Origin of the sequence: Roseovarius autotrophicus (assembly GCF_018069895.1) — a bacterium.
GTDB lineage: Bacteria > Pseudomonadota > Alphaproteobacteria > Rhodobacterales > Rhodobacteraceae > Roseovarius > Roseovarius autotrophicus.
This window is the reverse complement of the sequence record NZ_JAGQDH010000008.1, coordinates 106,929-123,667: the sequence shown is the minus strand read 5'-3', so window position 1 is coordinate 123,667 and position 16,739 is coordinate 106,929. Positions and strand designations below refer to the sequence as shown.

16 protein-coding genes are annotated in these 16,739 nt (G+C 65.6%); 9 read left to right on the top strand and 7 right to left on the bottom strand.

The annotated features are described in order from the left end of the window. The first annotated feature begins 91 nt into the window (after positions 1-91). From KAK09_RS10855 to KAK09_RS10825, 7 genes are read left to right on the top strand one after another with little or no spacing between them, the layout of a single operon-like run. Positions 92-793, top strand: a complete 702-nt coding sequence (locus tag KAK09_RS10855) for a response regulator transcription factor (RefSeq protein ID WP_210878958.1) — start codon at positions 92-94, stop codon at positions 791-793. Then, positions 793-2,505, top strand: a complete 1,713-nt coding sequence (locus KAK09_RS10850) for an ATP-binding protein (RefSeq protein ID WP_210878957.1) — start codon at positions 793-795, stop codon at positions 2,503-2,505. The genes KAK09_RS10855 and KAK09_RS10850 overlap by 1 nt, the downstream gene beginning before the upstream one ends. Before the next feature lie 5 nt (positions 2,506-2,510). Beyond that, positions 2,511-2,963 (top strand): HPr kinase/phosphorylase, encoded by a 453-nt coding sequence (locus KAK09_RS10845; RefSeq protein WP_210878956.1) that lies wholly within the window; start codon positions 2,511-2,513, stop codon positions 2,961-2,963. A gap of 8 nt (positions 2,964-2,971) precedes the next feature. Beyond that, positions 2,972-3,871 (top strand): RNase adapter RapZ, encoded by a 900-nt coding sequence (gene rapZ, locus KAK09_RS10840; protein ID WP_210878955.1) that lies wholly within the window; start codon positions 2,972-2,974, stop codon positions 3,869-3,871. Then, the gene (locus KAK09_RS10835) at positions 3,868-4,260 is read left to right on the top strand and encodes a PTS sugar transporter subunit IIA (protein ID WP_210878954.1); all 393 of its coding nucleotides are present in this window, start codon (positions 3,868-3,870) and stop codon (positions 4,258-4,260) included. Before rapZ ends, KAK09_RS10835 begins: the two co-directional genes overlap by 4 nt. An 11-nt stretch (positions 4,261-4,271) precedes the next feature. Then, complete coding sequence (locus tag KAK09_RS10830) at positions 4,272-4,550, top strand: HPr family phosphocarrier protein (RefSeq protein WP_210878953.1); 279 nt, start codon at positions 4,272-4,274, stop codon at positions 4,548-4,550. A gap of 38 nt (positions 4,551-4,588) precedes the next feature. Next, positions 4,589-5,482: a lysophospholipid acyltransferase family protein gene (locus KAK09_RS10825; protein ID WP_210878952.1), complete on the top strand. Its 894-nt coding sequence runs from the start codon at positions 4,589-4,591 to the stop codon at positions 5,480-5,482. Here KAK09_RS10825 and KAK09_RS10820 read toward each other — a convergent pair. The 3 genes from KAK09_RS10820 to cuyA form a co-directional block, all read right to left on the bottom strand. Next, complete coding sequence (locus tag KAK09_RS10820; protein ID WP_210878951.1) at positions 5,479-5,925, bottom strand: YtoQ family protein; 447 nt, start codon at positions 5,923-5,925, stop codon at positions 5,479-5,481. The genes KAK09_RS10825 and KAK09_RS10820 overlap by 4 nt on opposite strands. A 15-nt stretch (positions 5,926-5,940) precedes the next feature. Then, positions 5,941-8,340 carry a phenylalanine--tRNA ligase subunit beta gene (gene pheT, locus KAK09_RS10815; protein WP_210878950.1) on the bottom strand — a complete coding sequence of 800 codons (2,400 nt, stop codon included), beginning with the start codon at positions 8,338-8,340 and terminating at the stop codon, positions 5,941-5,943. 111 nt (positions 8,341-8,451) lie between these two features. Then, positions 8,452-9,468 (bottom strand): D-cysteate sulfo-lyase, encoded by a 1,017-nt coding sequence (gene cuyA / locus KAK09_RS10810; protein WP_210878949.1) that lies wholly within the window; start codon positions 9,466-9,468, stop codon positions 8,452-8,454. Positions 9,469-9,565: 97 nt separating this feature from the next. On the opposite strand from cuyA, the gene KAK09_RS10805 reads away from it, so the two are divergent. Both KAK09_RS10805 and pncB read left to right on the top strand, forming a co-directional pair. After that, a complete protein-coding gene (locus tag KAK09_RS10805) occupies positions 9,566-10,456 on the top strand; it encodes a LysR family transcriptional regulator (protein ID WP_210878948.1) in 891 nt (296 codons plus the stop codon). 36 nt (positions 10,457-10,492) lie between these two features. Then, positions 10,493-11,785: a nicotinate phosphoribosyltransferase gene (pncB, locus tag KAK09_RS10800; protein WP_210878947.1), complete on the top strand. Its 1,293-nt coding sequence runs from the start codon at positions 10,493-10,495 to the stop codon at positions 11,783-11,785. 5 nt (positions 11,786-11,790) lie between these two features. Here the strand turns inward: pncB and KAK09_RS10795 are convergent, their stop codons facing one another. From KAK09_RS10795 to KAK09_RS10780, 4 genes are read right to left on the bottom strand one after another with little or no spacing between them, the layout of a single operon-like run. Continuing rightward, a complete protein-coding gene (locus KAK09_RS10795; RefSeq protein ID WP_210878946.1) occupies positions 11,791-12,915 on the bottom strand; it encodes a flagellar basal body P-ring protein FlgI in 1,125 nt (374 codons plus the stop codon). After that, on the bottom strand, positions 12,912-13,922 hold the full coding sequence (locus tag KAK09_RS10790; RefSeq protein ID WP_210878945.1) for a flagellin: 1,011 nt from the start codon (positions 13,920-13,922) through the stop codon (positions 12,912-12,914). The genes KAK09_RS10795 and KAK09_RS10790 overlap by 4 nt, the downstream gene beginning before the upstream one ends. 2 nt (positions 13,923-13,924) lie before the next feature. Continuing rightward, a complete protein-coding gene (flgK, locus tag KAK09_RS10785) occupies positions 13,925-15,343 on the bottom strand; it encodes a flagellar hook-associated protein FlgK (RefSeq protein ID WP_210878944.1) in 1,419 nt (472 codons plus the stop codon). A gap of 33 nt (positions 15,344-15,376) precedes the next feature. Continuing rightward, on the bottom strand, positions 15,377-16,678 hold the full coding sequence (locus KAK09_RS10780) for a flagellar hook protein FlgE (protein WP_210878943.1): 1,302 nt from the start codon (positions 16,676-16,678) through the stop codon (positions 15,377-15,379). Positions 16,679-16,739 lie beyond the last annotated feature (61 nt).

Genomic DNA, 16,739 nt, shown 5'->3' with positions numbered 1-16,739 from the left:
CTGATTCGCAGAATTGGATTGCTAAAAGAGACTGAAACTGAGCATAATGATGGCAAAAAACGGATAACACGAGCAGCATAAGGATCACCAAATGTCCAAAATCGCCCTGGTGGACGATGACAGGAATATTCTGACATCTGTCTCGATGACGCTCGAGGCTGAAGGCTTCGAGGTTGAAACCTATAACGATGGCCAGCAGGCGTTTGACGCCTTTTCCAAGAACTTGCCGGACATGGCGGTGCTTGACATCAAGATGCCGCGCATGGACGGGATGGACCTGTTGCAGCGCCTGCGGCAGAAATCGCAGATCCCGGTGATTTTCCTGACCTCGAAGGATGATGAGATCGACGAGGTTCTCGGCCTGCGCATGGGTGCCGATGACTATGTGAAAAAGCCGTTTTCCCAACGGCTTCTGGTCGAGCGCATCCGCGCTCTTCTGCGTCGGCAGGAGGCCGTGGCTGGTAGCATCGTGGCCGAGACCGAAGATCAGAAGGTGATCGAGCGGGGCGAGTTGCGGATGGATCCGCTGCGCCATTCCGTGACATGGAAAGGGCAGGACGTATCCCTGACGGTGACCGAATTCCTTCTGCTTCAGGCCCTCGCGCAGCGGCCCGGCTTCGTCAAGAGCCGCGATCAGCTGATGGATGTGGCCTATGACGATCAGGTCTATGTGGACGATCGCACCATCGACAGCCACATCAAGCGACTGCGCAAGAAACTGCGGATGGTCGATCCCGAATTCTCGGCCATCGAGACGCTTTACGGGATCGGGTATCGTTACAACGAGGAATAATGGCCCTTGCCGAGGGGATGAAGGTGCGCGACATGCCACCGCGAAATGAAGGCGATCTGGTCCTTGGCGACGATTTCGTCGCGCCTGATCGCGTGGAGGACAGCGAAATCACCGCGCGGCGGGCGCGGCGTGGCTGGCTGTCGCTGCGCGGCTCGCCGCTGACGCGCAAGATCGTCACCTTCAACCTGATCGCGCTCAACATTCTCGTGATCGGCATCCTCCATCTCAACGGCACCCAGAGCTCGCTGGTCGATCAGACGATCGACGGGCTGCGTGAACGCGCCTCTCTTACCGCCGATGTGGTGGCCGCGCGCCTGCCGCAGAGCGCGCCGGTCAACCTTGTCACCGGCGACGGGATCGACGTATCGGATACGCTTGAGCGGCTGTCTGTACGCGCGGGGACGGAACTTTTTCTTTTCGATGCCGAGGGCAACCTGGTGGGACGGAAGTCAGGCAACCTGCCGCGCCCCCGCCATGTTGAATCGCTGCCGGACACGCCGCTGACGGACCTGATATCGCGTATCTGGGCGGTGATTTCGCGGCCCTTCGCGACCGAAGCAGCCAAGTCGCCGGAACAGGCCATGACCGACCGCCTGCGCGACATGGCGGCGACGGCGCTCGACGGGGGGGCACAGGCCCGCATCGAGCGGGGCACGTCCGAGGTGATCGTTGCGGCAAGCGCCCCGGTCATGCGGGCAGGCACCCCGGTCGGCGTGATCGCGCTGGCCGATACCTCGGGCGAGATCGCGCGGCTGTCCGCCGTCGAGCGAGAGCGCGTCCTGGAGATGTTCCTCATCGCCACGCTGATATCGGTGGGGCTGAGCCTTGTTCTGGCCTCCACCATCTCGAACCCGCTGGCCGACCTGGCGGCGGCGGCCGAAATCGGGCGCGATCGCAACCGCGCCAAGGGGGCAGGCGGGCGCATCCGCATTCCCGACCTTACCGCGCGCCCCGACGAGATCGGTCGGCTTTCGGCCGCCCTGCGCGGCATGGTGGGCGCGCTTTACAGCCGGATCGAAAGCAACGAGCAGTTCGCCGCCGACGTGGCGCACGAGATCAAGAACCCGCTCGCGAGCCTGCGCTCGGCCGTCGGCACGATGCGCATTGCCAAGCGCGAGGACCAGCGCGAGCGCCTGCTTGAGGTGATCGAGCACGACGTGCGCCGTCTCGACCGGCTGGTCAGTGACATTTCCAACGCCTCGCGGCTTGACAGCGAACTTGTGCGGGAAACCCAGGAGGTTTTCGATCTCGTCACGCTCTTGCGCAATCTCGGCTCGTATCTGGGCGAGGAGGCCGCGAAGAAGGGCATCGAATTCATCACCGATTTCCCCAAGGAGCCGGTCCTTATCACCGGGCTGGAGGCGCGGCTGGCACAGGTCTTTGTCAACCTGATCACCAATGCGATCAGCTTTTGCGACGAGGGCGATGCCATCCGGATCTGGGCGCGCCACCGCGCCAATCGTGTGCTGGTGGTGGTCGAGGATACCGGGCCGGGCATCCCGCCCGAGGCGCTGGAGAAGATATTCCTGCGCTTTTACTCGGAACGGCCAGAGGGTGATTTCGGAAACAATTCCGGTCTGGGCCTGGCGATATCCAAACAGATCGTCGAGGCGCATGAGGGCGTGATCTGGGCAGAGAACATCCGCCCGACCCATGCCGATGCCACATCCGAACCGCTTGGAGCACGGTTTGTCGTGGGCCTGCCGGTCTGATCACGATGAGGGGCACCGATACTGTCGGGTCCGGTGTCGTGCTTCACGCAAGCTGCGTCGCCATCGACGGGCGCGCGGTGCTGATAAGGGGTGCGTCGGGGCGGGGAAAGTCGGGCCTCGCACTGCAACTTCTGGCCCTTGGCGCAGACTTGGTGGCCGATGACCGGACCCGACTCTGGCGAGAGGGAGCACGCGTGATGGCGCAGGCACCCGAAACGATCCATGGCAAGATCGAGGCGCGCGGCATGGGCATTCTGCAGATGCCCGCCACCGGGCCAGTGCAGGTCGCGCTTGTGGTCGATCTCGACACCGAGGCCACAACGCGGCTGCCACCGCCTGAGACCGCGGAACTGGTCGGGATTCGGCTGCCCCTGATCAAAAACGCGCCATTTCCTTATTTTCCGGCCGCGATCCTGCTCTATCTGAGACATGATGGCTATCTGTCGGAAGAAATGTGACCACCAAGATGACCCCTGCCCCGCCCCCCAAGCCCCCCTGCCCGCTGGTTCTGGTCACCGGCCCATCGGGCGCAGGACGCAGCACGGCGATCAACGTGCTTGAGGATCTGGGCTTCGAGGCGATCGACAACCTGCCGATGTCGTTCCTGCCGCGTCTGCTTGACGGGCATGGAGCGGAACGGCCGCTGGCGCTTGGCATCGACGTGCGCAACCGCGATTTCTCGACCCGGGCGCTGATCGAGGTGATCGACAGCGGTGCCTTCGCTCCACCCGGCGTGATGCAGGTTCTTTACCTTGATTGCCAGCCCGAGATCCTGCTTCGCCGCTTCTCCGAGACCCGCAGGCGCCATCCGCTGTCCCCGGCCGACAGCCCCGAAGTCGGCATTGCGCAGGAGATGGACCTGCTCGGCCCGATCCGGGCCCGCTCGGATATCATGGTGGACACCTCGACCATGTCCCCCAACGACCTGCGTGCGGAACTCGCGCGCTGGTTTGCGCCCGAGGGCGCAGGGCGGCTCGCGATCTCTGTGCAGTCGTTTTCATACAAGCGCGGCCTGCCACGCGGCATGGACATGGTGTTCGACTGCCGCTTTCTGAGCAACCCCCACTGGATCGACGCGCTGCGCGGGCTGGACGGGCGCGCACCCGAAGTGCGCGCGCATGTCGAGGCCGATCCGCGCCTTGCCGCGTTCCTTGGGCGGCTTGGCGCGCTGCTCGATCTGGTGCTGCCCGCGCATGAGACCGAGGGCAAGGCCTATCTCGCGATCGGTCTGGGCTGCACCGGCGGGCAACACCGAAGTGTCGCGGTTGCGGAAATGCTGACGGCAAGGCTTGCAGAACAGGGCTGGCCGGTGTCAATAAGGCATCGGGAAATCGAGCGGCGCGAGCCGGGGAGTGACCGGTCATGATCGGCATCGTGATCGTGGCGCATGGCGGGCTGGCCCGCGAGTATCTGAGAGCGGTCGAGCATGTGGTCGGCGCGCAGGGTGGAATCGTGGCCGTAACCGTGGAGGGCGACCACGACCGCGCCGACAAGCAGGCCGAAATCTGCGCCGCCGCCGATGCCGTTGACACGGGCGACGGGGTGGTGGTGGTGACCGATATCTTCGGCGGCTCGCCATCGAACCTGTCGCTGCGCGCCTGCCAACCTGACAACCGGCGAATCCTTTATGGGGCCAACCTGCCGATGCTGATCAAGCTGGCCAAAAGCCGCCACCGCCCGGTGCCCGACGCGGTTAGGGCTGCGCTCGAGGCGGGGCGCAAGTATATCGACAGTCACAATGTGTCAGCGCAGTAAGGGATCGCACCATGACGGAAACGACGCGGCGGCAGCTCGAAATCGTCAACGAAAAAGGGCTGCATGCCCGCGCTGCGGCCAAGTTCGTCGAGGTGGTCGAGGGCTTTGACGCCCAGGCAGAGGTGCTTCACGGCGGACAATCGGCCTCGGGTGACAGCATCATGGGGCTTTTGATGTTGGCAGCGGCGCGGGGAAGCACTATTGACGTCGAGATTACTGGGGCCGATGCCGAACCGCTTGCCGACGCTCTGGCCGCGCTTGTCGCCGACCGGTTTGGCGAGGAGATGTAGGCCGCACGCCCCTGACAGAACGAAACGGAACGGACCGAGTGAGCACCAAGGCGCAGCCACAAACCGGCGACGAGGGGGGGGATGAGGTTCTCTTCACCAAGTATGACCGCCGCAGCCTGACCTATGCCAACAGTTTCGACGATCCGTCGACCGCCAGAATCATCCGCACGATGGAGTGGATGACGGGCAAGCTGACGATCCTGCGCATGATCCGCGCCTTCGAGAAGAGCGGTGCGCCGACGGGACAGGCGTTTTGGCGCGCGGCGCTCGATACGATGGGCATTCCGTTGCTGACGCCTGACGACGAGGTGGCGAACATTCCGCCGGAGGGGCCGGTGGTGGTGGTGGCGAACCATCCCCATGGCCTTGTGGACGGGATGATCCTGGCCGATCTGATCGGAAAGCGGCGCACGGATTACAAGATCCTGACGCGCGCGCTTCTGACTGGCATCGACGAGGTGGCGGCCTCCTACATGATCCCGGTGCCCTTTCCGCATGACCCCGAGGCGCAGCGCAAATCGGTGGAAATGCGGGCCAAGGCGATGGCGCATTTGCGCGACGGCGGCGTGATCAGCGTCTTTCCCTCTGGGGTGGTGGCGTCATCCGATACGCTGTTCGGACCGGTGATCGAGCGCGAATGGGCCGTGTTCACGGCGCAGATGATCCGCCGGTCGGGCGCGCAGGTGGTGCCGATCTACTTTCCCGGTGCGAATTCGCGCTGGTATCAGATGGCCAACCGGATCTCGGCGACGATGCGGCAGGGCCTCCTGCTGCACGAGGTGGTGCGCAGTTGCAAGCGCCCGCAAAAGCCGGTGGTGGGCGCCCCTATTCCCGCCGAACGCATGACGATGCTCGAAAGCGATCCGCGCGGCTTCATGCAGTGGCTGCGCGCGCATACGCTGTCGCTTGGCGAGCGTCAGGCAGCGTCTTAACCGGGCAGCGAGCCCGCCAGCACATAGCGCAGGATCGCCACCACCTGCGCGGGCTCTCGCGCCACGGCGAGGGCGGCGGCATCGACCTCCTTGAGCGCATGGTCGTGCTCGGGCTGTTGCAGGATGATCAACGATTTGCCGAGTGCGGCGGCGTAACCGGCATCAAAGGCCGCGTTCCACTGCTTGTATTTCTCGCCAAAGCGCACCACCACCACATCGGCCTCGGTGATCCCCTTGCGGGTGCGGATCGCGTTGACCATCGCGCCCTTGTGGTCGTGCCAATACTTGTCCGCCTCCGCGCCGAGGATCGCCACCCCGCAATCGTCGCTTGCGGCATGATCGGTGACGGGGCTTGCAAACATCACGTCGAGCCCCTCGGCCCCGGCGATGATCTGCTCGCGCCAATCGGTATGGATTTCGCCCGAGAGATAGACCTTGAGCATCATTGTCTCCTTTCGTCAGCTGCGCAGCGTGCCACCGGTGGCACGGGTCACCTTGTCGATGATCCTGGCAGACACCGCCTCGATATCGGCCTCCTTGAGCGTCGTCTCGCGCGGTTGCAGGCGCACGGTGATGGCCAGAGATTTCTTGCCCTCGCCAAGGTTGCCGCCGATAAACTCGTCAAAGACGCGCACCTCCTCGATGAGGGTCTTGTCGGCCCCGGCGGCGGCGTTGACGAGGCTGAGCGCCTCGACACCCGCATCGACGACAAAAGCGAAATCGCGCTCCACCGCTTGCAGGTCGCTGATGTCAAGTGCGCCGCGCGATGCGCCGGCCTTGCGCGGCAGCGGGATCTCGGCCGGATAGAGCGTGAAGGCCACGGCGGGCCCCTTCACGTCAAGCGCCCGCAGGATGCGCGGGTGCACCTCGCCAAAGACGCCAAGCACCTTTTTCGGACCCAGACAGATGCGCCCGTGCCGCCCCGGATGAAACCATGTCGGCCCGTCGCGCAGGATCTGCACCTTGGTGGGGGCACCGATGGCGGCCAGCACCGCCTCGGCATCGGCCTTGGCGTCAAAGAGATCCACCGCGCGGGTGCCGCCATGCAGGTCGCGCGGCCCGTTGCGCCCGATGAGCACGCCCGCCACCTGCATATGCTGCTCTTCCGGCTCGCCGCCATGAAAGGCGTGCCCCACCTCGAAAAGCGCCAGATCCATGATGCCGCGCGCCTGATTGCGCGCCGCCGCGCGCAAGAGGCCCGGAAGCAGGTCGGGGCGCATGTGGCTCAGGTCGCTGCTGATCGGGTTGGCGAGCATGGTGGCGTCATCGCCGCCGCCAAAAAGCGTAGCGGCTTCGTGGTCGATGAAGCTGTAGGTGACGCATTCGTTATAGCCAAGGCTCGCCATGGTGCGGCGCGCGATCTGCTCGCGCTTCTGCGCGGGGCTGAGGATCGGCTTGGGCACGCCCGGCAGGGAACGCGCCATCGGGCGGCCCATGAGCTTGGTGAGTGACGCAATGCGCGCCACCTCCTCGACAAGATCGGCCTCACCCAGAATGTCGGGTCGCCAGCTTGGCACATGGGCCATGTTGCCCTCAAGCCGGAAGCCGAGCGCCGTCAACGTCTGGCGCTGCTCGCTTTCGGGGATGTCCATGCCGACGAGCGACTGCACCCGCGCCGGATCGAGCCGGTAGGCACGGGTCACATCCGGCACCTTGCCCGCGATGACGCGATTGGACGGCTCGCCGCCGCAGAGATCGAGGATCATCTGCGTGGCCAGATCGAGCGCCTCCATATTGAAGGCCGGGTCGATCCCGCGCTCGTTGCGATAGCGCGCGTCCGAGTTGATCCTGAGTGCGCGCCCCGTTGTCGCGATCTGCACCCGGTCCCACACGGCGGCCTCAAGAAAGACGTTGACCGTCTCTGACGTGCAGCCGGTGGCCAGCCCGCCCATGATGCCGCCGATGCTCTCGATTCCCGCCTCGTCCGAGATCACCACCTGACCGGGGCCAAAGGTGTATTCCTTCTCGTCAAGGCCAAGGAGGGTTTCGCCGCCCGCCGTGCGATGCACCCGCAGATTGCCCGTCACCTTGTCGGCGTCGAAGACATGCAGCGGGCGGTTGCGGTCATAGGTAAAGAAATTGGTGATATCGACCAGCGCCGAGATGGGCCGCAGCCCGATGGCGCGCAGGCGGTCCTGAAGCCAGTCGGGCGAGGGGCCGTTCTGCACCCCGGAAATGAGCCGCCCGGCAAAGACCTCACAACCCTCGGTCGCCGCGTCCTCATCGATGGTCACGGTGATGGGACAGGGAAATTGCCCCTCGATATGGGCCGGGCTATCGGGGCGCAGCGTGCCGAGGCCGCGCGCCGCCAGGTCGCGCGCGATGCCGCGCACGCCAAGCGCATCGGGCCGGTTCGGCGTGATCGCGATCTCGATCACCGGATCGACCTTGGCCGGATGATGGACCGCCAGCCAGTCGGTAAAGCGTTCGCCAACCTCACCCGAGGGCAACTCGATGATACCATCATGCGCGTCGCCAAGCTCCATCTCGCGTTCCGAGCACATCATGCCCGCGCTCTCGATACCCCGGATCTTGCCCACGCCGATGGTCGTGTCGATCCCCGGCACATAGGTGCCGGGTTGCGCGATCACCACGGTGATGCCCGCACGGGCATTGGGCGCGCCACAGACGATCTGCACCTCGCCCGCATCCGTCGCCACCCGGCAGACGCGCAACCGGTCGGCATCGGGATGCTGTTCGGCGCTCAGCACCTTGCCGATGGTAAAGGCCGAGAGCCGCGCCGCCGGGTTGGTGACGCCTTCGACCTCAAGGCCCAGATCGGTCAGCGCCTCGGCGATTTCATCGACCGAGGCCGTGGTGTCGAGATGCTCTTTCAGCCAGGAGAGGGTGAATTTCATGGGTCGTTTCCGCCTGCAATGCCGGGTATCTCCGCGCTTTAGCGGATATGCGCGCAAGGGAAAACCCCGCTTTGCGGCGGGGCTTTCCGGATCAGGGCTGTCGCGGCCGTCTCAGCCCGTCCAGCGGCCCGAGAAATCGAACGCACTGTCATACCCGAACAGGGCGACCGCGCCGCCGGTATGGAGAAACACCACCCGCTCGCCCTTCCGGAAATGGCCCTTGCGGATGAGATCGATGAAGCCTGCCGCGCCCTTGGCCGAATAGACCGGGTCGAGCAGGATCGCCTCAAGCTCGGCGAACATGCGGATCGCTTCCAGCCCGGCTTCGGTAGGGATGCCGTAACCTTCGCCGACGTAATCGGTATTGGCGACCACATCCTCGCGCGCGACCACGCCCGCGCAGCCCAGTTTTTCGGCGGTGGCACACGCGAGGTTGTAGACGTTCTCTTCCTGCTTGGCCTTGGGCGCGCGCACGCCGATGCCCAGAAGCGGGATCTGCGCGTTCATCGCCTTCAGCCCCGTGATGAGACCCGCCTGCGTGCCCGCGCTGCCGGTGGCGTGGACGATATGATCCACTTTCAGCCCCCGGTCGTTGAACTGCCCGAGCATCTCGAAGGCGCAATTGACATAGCCAAGCGCGCCGGTGGGATTCGAGCCGCCGCCGGGAATGGTATAGACGCGGCGGCCCTCTGCGCGCAGACGGTCCGCCACCTTCTCCATCTCGGCGTTCATGTCACCGCCGCCCGGGCGCTTTTCGGTGGTGGCGCCGTGCAGGTGATCCAGCAGCACGTTGCCGTTGTTGTTGTAATTCGCGTTGTTCGAGCCGGTCCGGTCCTCGAGCAGGATGTGGCAATCCATCCCAATCTTGGCGGCGAAGGCGGCGGTCTGGCGCGCGTGGTTCGATTGCGTGGCGCCTTGCGTCATTACCATATCGGCGCCCTGCGCCTCGGCCTCGGCCATCAGGAACTCAAGCTTGCGGGTCTTGTTGCCCCCGGTCGAGAGCCCGGTGCAATCGTCGCGCTTGATCCAGATTTCCGGGCCACCCAACTCGGCGCTGAGCCGGTCGAGACGTTCCAGCGGGGTCGGCAGATGGGCAAGAAAATGGCGGGGAAAGCGGGCGAGATGCATGGGGATCACTCCATCAATATGCGATTTCCGCACGTTAAGGCGCGACAAACACCCTGTCTAATACTAATATCGTTGAAAATCATGCACGGATTGCAAGATGCGACTCGAATGGCTTGACGATATCCTGGCCGTGGCCGATGCCGGATCGCTGGCGCGCGCCGCCGCCTTGCGCCATGTCAGCCAGTCGGCCTTTACCCGGCGGCTGCGGGCGATCGAGGCGGCGCTTGGCGTGGCCCTGTTCGAGAGGCGGCGAAAGCCGCTGACACTTCTGCCCGAACTGGCGCAGCATCTGCCCGCCATGCGCAGCCTTGCCGCGCAACTGCGCCAATTGCGCGAAGGGCTTGCACAGGGCGGCGGGCTGCGCGGCCTCACGCTTGCCTGTCAGCACGCCATCACCACCACCCATTCTCCGGCCATCGTCGCAGCCCTGACCGAAGGCCAGAGCCGCCCGGTGCGCGTGCGCTCGGAGAACCGCGAGGAATGTCTGTTGCGGCTGCTGGCGGGCGAGGCCGATCTGGCGGTGGTCTATGACGTGCCCGGCATCGCACCGCTCTCTATCAGCGGCGCGTTCGAGCGCGTGCCGCTTGGCCCCGAACGCCTCTTGCCGGTGGCCGCGCCGACGCTGGCGGGGCTTCCGGACGAGCTGCCCTATGTTGGCTATCCCGGCGACGTGTTTCTGGGGCAGGTGATGGATCGCGCCCTCCTGCCGCGCATCGCCCCCGGCCTGCGGTTGCGCCGCTGCGCCGAAACGGCGCTGACGCTTGCCGCACATGAATACGCACGCCGTGGTATCGGCGTGGCCTGGCTGCCTCAGGCGATGGCGCGCGCCGATCTGGACGCAGGCCGTCTGGTAAGCCTCGCCCCACGCCTTCCCGCGCTCGACATGGAATTGTGGATGCTGCGCCTCGCAGGCCCCGGCGCGGGCTGGGAGGAGGATTGGCGGCGTCTTGCGGACATGCCCGGCCTTGCGCAGGGCACGGGGCTTTGATTTAACCGCCGCATTGCCCTGCCCGGAGGCCGTGCCATGGTCGATATCGCCACCCGCGTCTACAATCACCGCTGGAAGATGGACCCGATCGTGCGGTCGCTGATCGACACGGATTTCTACAAGTTGCTGATGTGCCAGTCGGTGCTGCGCAACAAGCCAGACACGCAGGTGAGATTCTCGCTGATCAACCGGACCTCGGCGGTGAGGCTTGCCGATCTGGTGGACGAGGGCGAGTTGCGCGAGCAGCTTGACCATATCCGCAAGCTGTCGCTGTCGCGGGGGGAAAGCACCTGGATGCGCGGCAACACGTTTTACGGCAAGCGGCAGATGTTCACGCCCGAATTCATGGACTGGTTCGAGGCGTTGCGCCTGCCGCCTTATCACCTGGAGCGGCGCGACGGGCAATACGAGCTGACCTTCGAGGGCTCATGGCCCGAGGTGATGCTGTGGGAAATCCCCGCGCTTGCCGTGTTGATGGAATTGCGTGCGCGCGCGGTTCTGGGGAGGATGAAGAAATTCGAGCTTCAGGTGCTTTACGCCCGCGCAATGACCAAGCTTTGGGAAAAGGTCGAGCGTCTTCGCCCCTTGCAGGGCCTGCGCATCGCAGATTTCGGCACAAGGCGGCGGCACTCGTTTCTCTGGCAGGACTGGTGTGTGCAGGCCATGCACGAGGGGCTGGGCGACCGGTTCGTCGGCACGTCGAACTGCCTGATCGCCAAGAACCGTGATCTCGAGGCGATCGGCACCAATGCCCATGAACTGCCCATGGTCTATGCCGCCCTCGCCGACAGCGACGAGGATCTGGCCCGCGCGCCCTACAAGGTGCTGGCCGACTGGCACGAAGAACATGACGGCAACCTGCGCATCATCCTGCCCGATACATTCGGCACCAGCGGATTTCTTGAACGGGCACCCGACTGGCTTGCCGGCTGGACTGGGATCCGGATCGATTCCGGCAAGCCCGAGGATGGCGCCGAGACGGCGATCCGCTGGTGGCAATCGCGCGGCGAGGATCCGCGCACCAAGATGGTGATCTTTTCCGACGGGCTGGACGTGGACCGCATCATCGATCTGCATGCCCGCTTTTCCGGGCGGGTGCGCACATCCTTCGGCTGGGGCACCTTGCTGACGAACGATTTTCGCGGCCTCACCCCCGAGGACGCGCTCGCCCCGTTCTCGCTGGTCTGCAAGGCCGTCGCGGCCAACGGGCGCCCCACCGTCAAGCTTTCGGACAACCCGCGCAAGGCGATGGGTCCGGCCGGGGAAATCGCACGCTATCGCCGTGTCTTTGGCGTCGGGGAACAGGCCGAGATCGACGTGCTGGTCTGACGCGCTCATCGCACCACGAATTCGGCATGAAGCGCACCTGCCGCCTTGATGCTCTTGAGAATGTCGATCATGTCGCGCGGGGCCACGCCAAGCGCATTGAGCCCCGCGATCACCTCTGCAAGCGAGGTGCCGTCCGGCACTTCGGCAAGGCCGATCCCTGGCTCCTGATCGAGTTCGGCCCGGGTGCGGGGCACCACCACCGTCTCGCCGCGGGCAAACGGGTTGGGCTGCACCACCAGCGGCGCCTCTTGTATCCGCAGGGTCAGGTTGCCCTGTGACACCGCCACCCGCGAGATTCGCACATCCTGCCCCATCACGATGGTGCCCGATCTCTGATCAACCACGACGCGCGCCTTGCGCTGCGGCTCGACCAGCAGGTTCTCCACCCGGCCAAGCGCATGGGCGGAAGAGCGCGCGCGCATCCCCGCAACGTCGAGCCGCACCGTGCCGGCATCAAGCATGAGCGCCACCGACTGCCCGACCGCCCCGTTGATCGCCTGTTCGATCCGGGCTGCGGTGGTGAAATCGGGCTCGCGCAGCGCCAGGCGGACGACATCGAGCCCGGCGAAGTCGAAATCCACCTCGCGCTCGATCCGCGCGCCCGAAGGAATCGTGCCAGAGGTCGGCACCCCCTGGATGACGCCCCCGGCCTCGCCCTGGGCCGCAGCCCCGCCGGCGATGATCATACCCTGCGCCACCGCGTAGATCTGCCCGTCGGCGGCATTGAGCGGCGTCATGATCAGCGTGCCGCCCAGAAGGCTCTTGGCGTCGCCGATGGCCGAAATGGTCACGTCGATCTGGCTGCCGACGCGCGCGAAGGCCGGCAATTCCGCCGTCACCATCACGGCGGCAACGTTGCGGGGGCGAAACTGCTCTCCGGTGACATTGATCCCGAGCCGTTCCAGAATGTTCGACATAAGCTCTTCGGTGAAGGGGGAATTGCGCAGCCCGTCACCGGTACCGTTCAGGCCGACGACAAGGCCATATCCGAGAAGATCGTTTCCGCGCACCCCGTCAAATTCGACAAGATCCTTGATTCGGATCGGACTTGCCATCGGGGGCGAACCCGTCGCGAATGTGACAGCCCCGAGCGCCAGGATACCGAAGAGAATCCGGACCACCCTGCTCATGACAGGAACGCCGCAAGGTTCAGCCGAGAGGCCCTTACAGTCAGCGTATAGAGTGCCTCGAGCTGGAACTGCACCCCTTCCAGTGCCGTTGCCGAGGCGAAAATGTCCACGGATACAAGGTCGTTACGGGCGATGGAGAGGCTCGTCCGCTCTGCCGCGATGCGGCTTTCAGCCTGGGCGATGCGGGCTTCGGCATCGCCCAGGCGCGCGCGCAGGCCCACCATCCTGCCCTGCCCGGAAAGCAGCCGGCCGCCAAGATCCCGCCCGAGCGCCAGCCGCTCGCCCATGTCGAGCGCGAGAACCCCGTCGTCAAGCAGGGCGACCATGGCCGCATTCCTGATCTGCCCGCGCAGCGCGTCGTCTTCGGCGCGGATGTCGAGCGTGACCGTTTCACCCGCGCCGAGAGCCACGCCCGAGGCCGCATCCGCACCGCCCCTGTAGATGATCGTCTCGAACGGGCCGCCCGGCACGTCGAAAAACGCATCGAGGGCGGCCTCTATCCCGGCGCGGTCGCCCTGCCCGGAAAGCACCAGACGCAACTCCGACAGAAGCGTCCCGGCCGAGGCCAGCGGCACGCTGTCCGAGCGGTCCCCGGCAAACAGGGCCCGCCCGGCGGATGAGACGTTGAGGGCGCCGATCATCGCCTCCAGCGCCATGCGCGCCTCGGCGGCCAGCGGCGCCAGACCGGATGCCCCCGCGACGGTGCTGACTGTCAACGCGGCCTCGGCCAGACCCTGCGCCTCGGACTGGACCCGTTCAAGCGCCGCCTGCATGAGCCCGCCATCCACCGCCGCAAGCCGGGCGGCATCGCCCTGGGCGGTGGCCAGCACCAGCGCGCGCTCGATATCCGCCAGCGGCTGAAGATGCCCCGAGAGGTGCCGTGCCGTGTCGGCGGCCTGCCCGGTTGACACTTCCTGGGTGAGGCGGTTCATCTCGCGCGTCAGCGAGACCACCTGGCGGCGCAGCGCGAATTCCTGCGCCAGATCGCCTATGGATTGTATGGCCATGGTCAGATCCTCAATAGGGTTTGCATCATGTCGTCGATGGTCTGGATCATCCGGGCATTGGCCGCGAATGCCTGTTCGACCAGCAAAAGCCGTTGCAGTTCCGCGTCACTGTCGACGCCGCCCTGCATCTCGAGGGCGCGCAACTCGTTGACCTGGCCGGCGGCGAAACCCACCGCGCGCTCGGCGGCCAGCCGGGTCTGCGCCACCCGACTTTCGAGATCGGCGAGCCCCCCCGCCAACGAGCGGGCCGGAGCAGAGGCATCAAGGGCGCGCGGCGCATTCAGGGCCTCGGCAAGGGCGGCAAGATAGGGAGCATGGGCGGGGGCCGATGGTGTGGCGGCATCCGGCCCGGTCCGAAACCGAAAGAATGCGCCGCCGCGCCCGGGGTCCACGACCGGGTTGAGCGTCACGCGCCCGGCAAGGCCCGTTCCGGACAGCGGATCGAGGCGCGCGCCGGCATCGGTGAACAGCGCGGGCACGGGCGGCGGAGTCAACGTCTCGACCCGCTCGATCAAATCTCGCGCCAGCGCATCCAGCGCCCTTTGTGCCTCTGGCCCGAGCCGGTCGCGGTTGTCGAAGAGCGCCCCCAGCCGCCCGCCGCCGAGAGGCCCCCCACCGGAGACCGGTATCGCGTGACCGTCGATGCTAAGGCCCGAGAGTTGCCCGCCCTCAAGGCTCATGTCGGCAGTCACCAGCCGGGTTGCGTCGAAGGCGACCGTTACCGCGCGGCCGTCAAGCAACAGCGCCCCGCCCGTGGTCACGAGCGCCACGCTCCCGTTCGCGCGCTCGAGCTGGCGCAGTGGCACGAGCGCGGCCAGCGCATCGACCTCCTGCTGGCGCAGATCCTCGAGCGTCGCGGTCTCCTGGCCCGTGCTGCGCGCGGCAATGATCCGCGCGTTGATCTGCCCGACCCGCTCGAGCCCGGAATTGAGGTCGGCCACCGCCCGAGCGATCCCGGCATCCGCCTGCTGGCGCAGGGTATCGATCCGGGCCGAGGCTGTGTTGAGCGCGGAGGCTAGACCGCGCGCCTCGGTCAGCACTGCGGCAAGACGCAGTTCGTCCTCGGGGCGCGCGGAGGCGGCGACAAGCGTCGCCTCGAAACTGCTCAGCCGGTCCGAGAGACTGCCCGGCATGGTCGCGCCCGGAATGATACGCTCCAGCGCGGCGGCAAAGGCCGCGCTTGCATCGGCGCCGGCCATCGCGCCGTCCGCAAGACGCCGGTCCGCCAGCAGCACCGGATCGAGGTTGCGCGTGATCCCGATCACGCGAACACCGGAATCGAGCCGCGCCTGAAGCACGACCTCGCGCGGGGCATAGCCATGCGTCAGCATGTTGGCGAGGTTGCCCGCGATCACATCGGTCATGCGCGCATTGGCCACAAGCCCGGTCAGCGCGTTGCCAAGGGCGGCGGTAAGTGTCATGGCACGCCTCCTTCAAGCTGGTTCGGCCCGCGATCAACGGACCATATTGGTGGTTTCCTGAAGCATTTCATTAACGGTCTGGATCACCCGCGCATTCGAGGAGTAGGCGCGCTGTGTCTGGATCATGTCGGTCAACTCGCGCGCCACGTCGGTCGCCGATTCCTGTAGTGCAAAGGAAATCACGTCGCCGGTCGGCCCGTCGCCCGCATCCCAGAGAAAGAAGGTGCCGCTGTCGATCGAGGGCCGGAAGGTCTGGCTGTCGAGCGAGATCATGCCGTTGGGATTCGGCAGATCCACCAGCGGCACCTGGAAGATGATCCGTGTCACACCGGTGTCGAAGGTCGCGTGGACAAAGCCGTTCGCGTCCACATTGACCGTGGTCATGTTGCCCACGGGCGAGCCGTCCTTCGAGACCGAGAGCGGCGCGAAACTGTTGGACAGCTGGGTCAGCCCCTCGGATGTGTTGGGACGCCCGATGGTGATCTCCATCGGGCCGCCGCCGACCTGCACGATGAGGCGTCCGGTGGCCGGATCGTAGGGCCCGCCGCTAAGCGTGTTCACGTTCAGCAGCGTGCCGCCGGTGCCACGCGCATCGTCGAATGTCAGATCGTATTCACCAATGACGGCACCGCCAAGCGCCGAGTCGGTCACCGTCATCGTCCACTGGTTCGAGGAACCGGAGGCCGGAATCAGCGGGCTGAAGATCACGCCAATCGTTTCGGATCGCCCGAGATTGTCGAAATATTCCACCGAGAGCTGTTGCGGGACGCCCGAAGCGGTCGATTCGGTATCGGTCGCGGGCAGGTTTATCCCGAAATTGACCGAGGTCGTCGGTTCTCCGATCAGGCGGTTGACGTTGAGGCGGACTGGCTCCAGCCCGTCACTGGTGTCGCGCGGAAAAGGCGGGATCGTACCGTCCGGATTGGCCGGCCAGCCCATGAGCACAAGACCGGAGGTCGTCACCAGCCTGCCGTCTGAATCGGTTCGGAAGGAGCCCGTTGAGGTGAGCAGCATCTGCGGCGAACCATTGCCACCATCAACCTCGCTGGCCAGTGCCACCGGGATGAACCCGCGTCCGCGCACCGCGAGGTCGGTCGGGTTCGACGTGGGCGAGAGCGAGCCGCCCTGATCGACCAGACGCTCGGAATCGGCTCGCACGCCACCCGCAACATACTTGCCGCCATTGCCCGATATCACGAGCGATTCGAAGCTGGTTTCGACCCGGCGATAGCCAAAGGTCGAGGAGTTCGCGACATTGTCGGAAATCGCGGCCAGCCGCGAGGCGTTGGCATTGAGCCCCGCGACACTTGCGTTCAGGGAAGAAGAGATCGTCATGGACACGCCTTTCAACTGGTTCGAACATCGTCGACTCTCAGTCATAAGCGCGTTGGCTTAA

Bases quoted from the DNA above. Each gene is read 5' to 3' on its own strand.
- flgK (WP_210878944.1), bottom strand. From the start codon at position 15,343: ATGACACTTACCGCCGCCCTTGGCAACGCGCTGACCGGGCTTGTGGCC.
- KAK09_RS10780 (WP_210878943.1), bottom strand. From the start codon at position 16,678: ATGACGATCTCTTCTTCCCTGAACGCAAGTGTCGCGGGGCTCAATGCC.
- pheT (WP_210878950.1), bottom strand. From the start codon at position 8,340: ATGAAATTCACCCTCTCCTGGCTGAAAGAGCATCTCGACACCACGGCC.
- pncB (WP_210878947.1), top strand. From the start codon at position 10,493: ATGGTCGATATCGCCACCCGCGTCTACAATCACCGCTGGAAGATGGAC.
- KAK09_RS10850 (WP_210878957.1), top strand. From the start codon at position 793: ATGGCCCTTGCCGAGGGGATGAAGGTGCGCGACATGCCACCGCGAAAT.
- KAK09_RS10835 (WP_210878954.1), top strand. From the start codon at position 3,868: ATGATCGGCATCGTGATCGTGGCGCATGGCGGGCTGGCCCGCGAGTAT.
- KAK09_RS10790 (WP_210878945.1), bottom strand. From the start codon at position 13,922: ATGGCCATACAATCCATAGGCGATCTGGCGCAGGAATTCGCGCTGCGC.
- KAK09_RS10845 (WP_210878956.1), top strand. From the start codon at position 2,511: ATGAGGGGCACCGATACTGTCGGGTCCGGTGTCGTGCTTCACGCAAGC.
- KAK09_RS10805 (WP_210878948.1), top strand. From the start codon at position 9,566: ATGCGACTCGAATGGCTTGACGATATCCTGGCCGTGGCCGATGCCGGA.
- rapZ (WP_210878955.1), top strand. From the start codon at position 2,972: ATGACCCCTGCCCCGCCCCCCAAGCCCCCCTGCCCGCTGGTTCTGGTC.
- cuyA (WP_210878949.1), bottom strand. From the start codon at position 9,468: ATGCATCTCGCCCGCTTTCCCCGCCATTTTCTTGCCCATCTGCCGACC.
- KAK09_RS10795 (WP_210878946.1), bottom strand. From the start codon at position 12,915: ATGAGCAGGGTGGTCCGGATTCTCTTCGGTATCCTGGCGCTCGGGGCT.
- KAK09_RS10820 (WP_210878951.1), bottom strand. From the start codon at position 5,925: ATGCTCAAGGTCTATCTCTCGGGCGAAATCCATACCGATTGGCGCGAG.
- KAK09_RS10855 (WP_210878958.1), top strand. From the start codon at position 92: ATGTCCAAAATCGCCCTGGTGGACGATGACAGGAATATTCTGACATCT.
- KAK09_RS10830 (WP_210878953.1), top strand. From the start codon at position 4,272: ATGACGGAAACGACGCGGCGGCAGCTCGAAATCGTCAACGAAAAAGGG.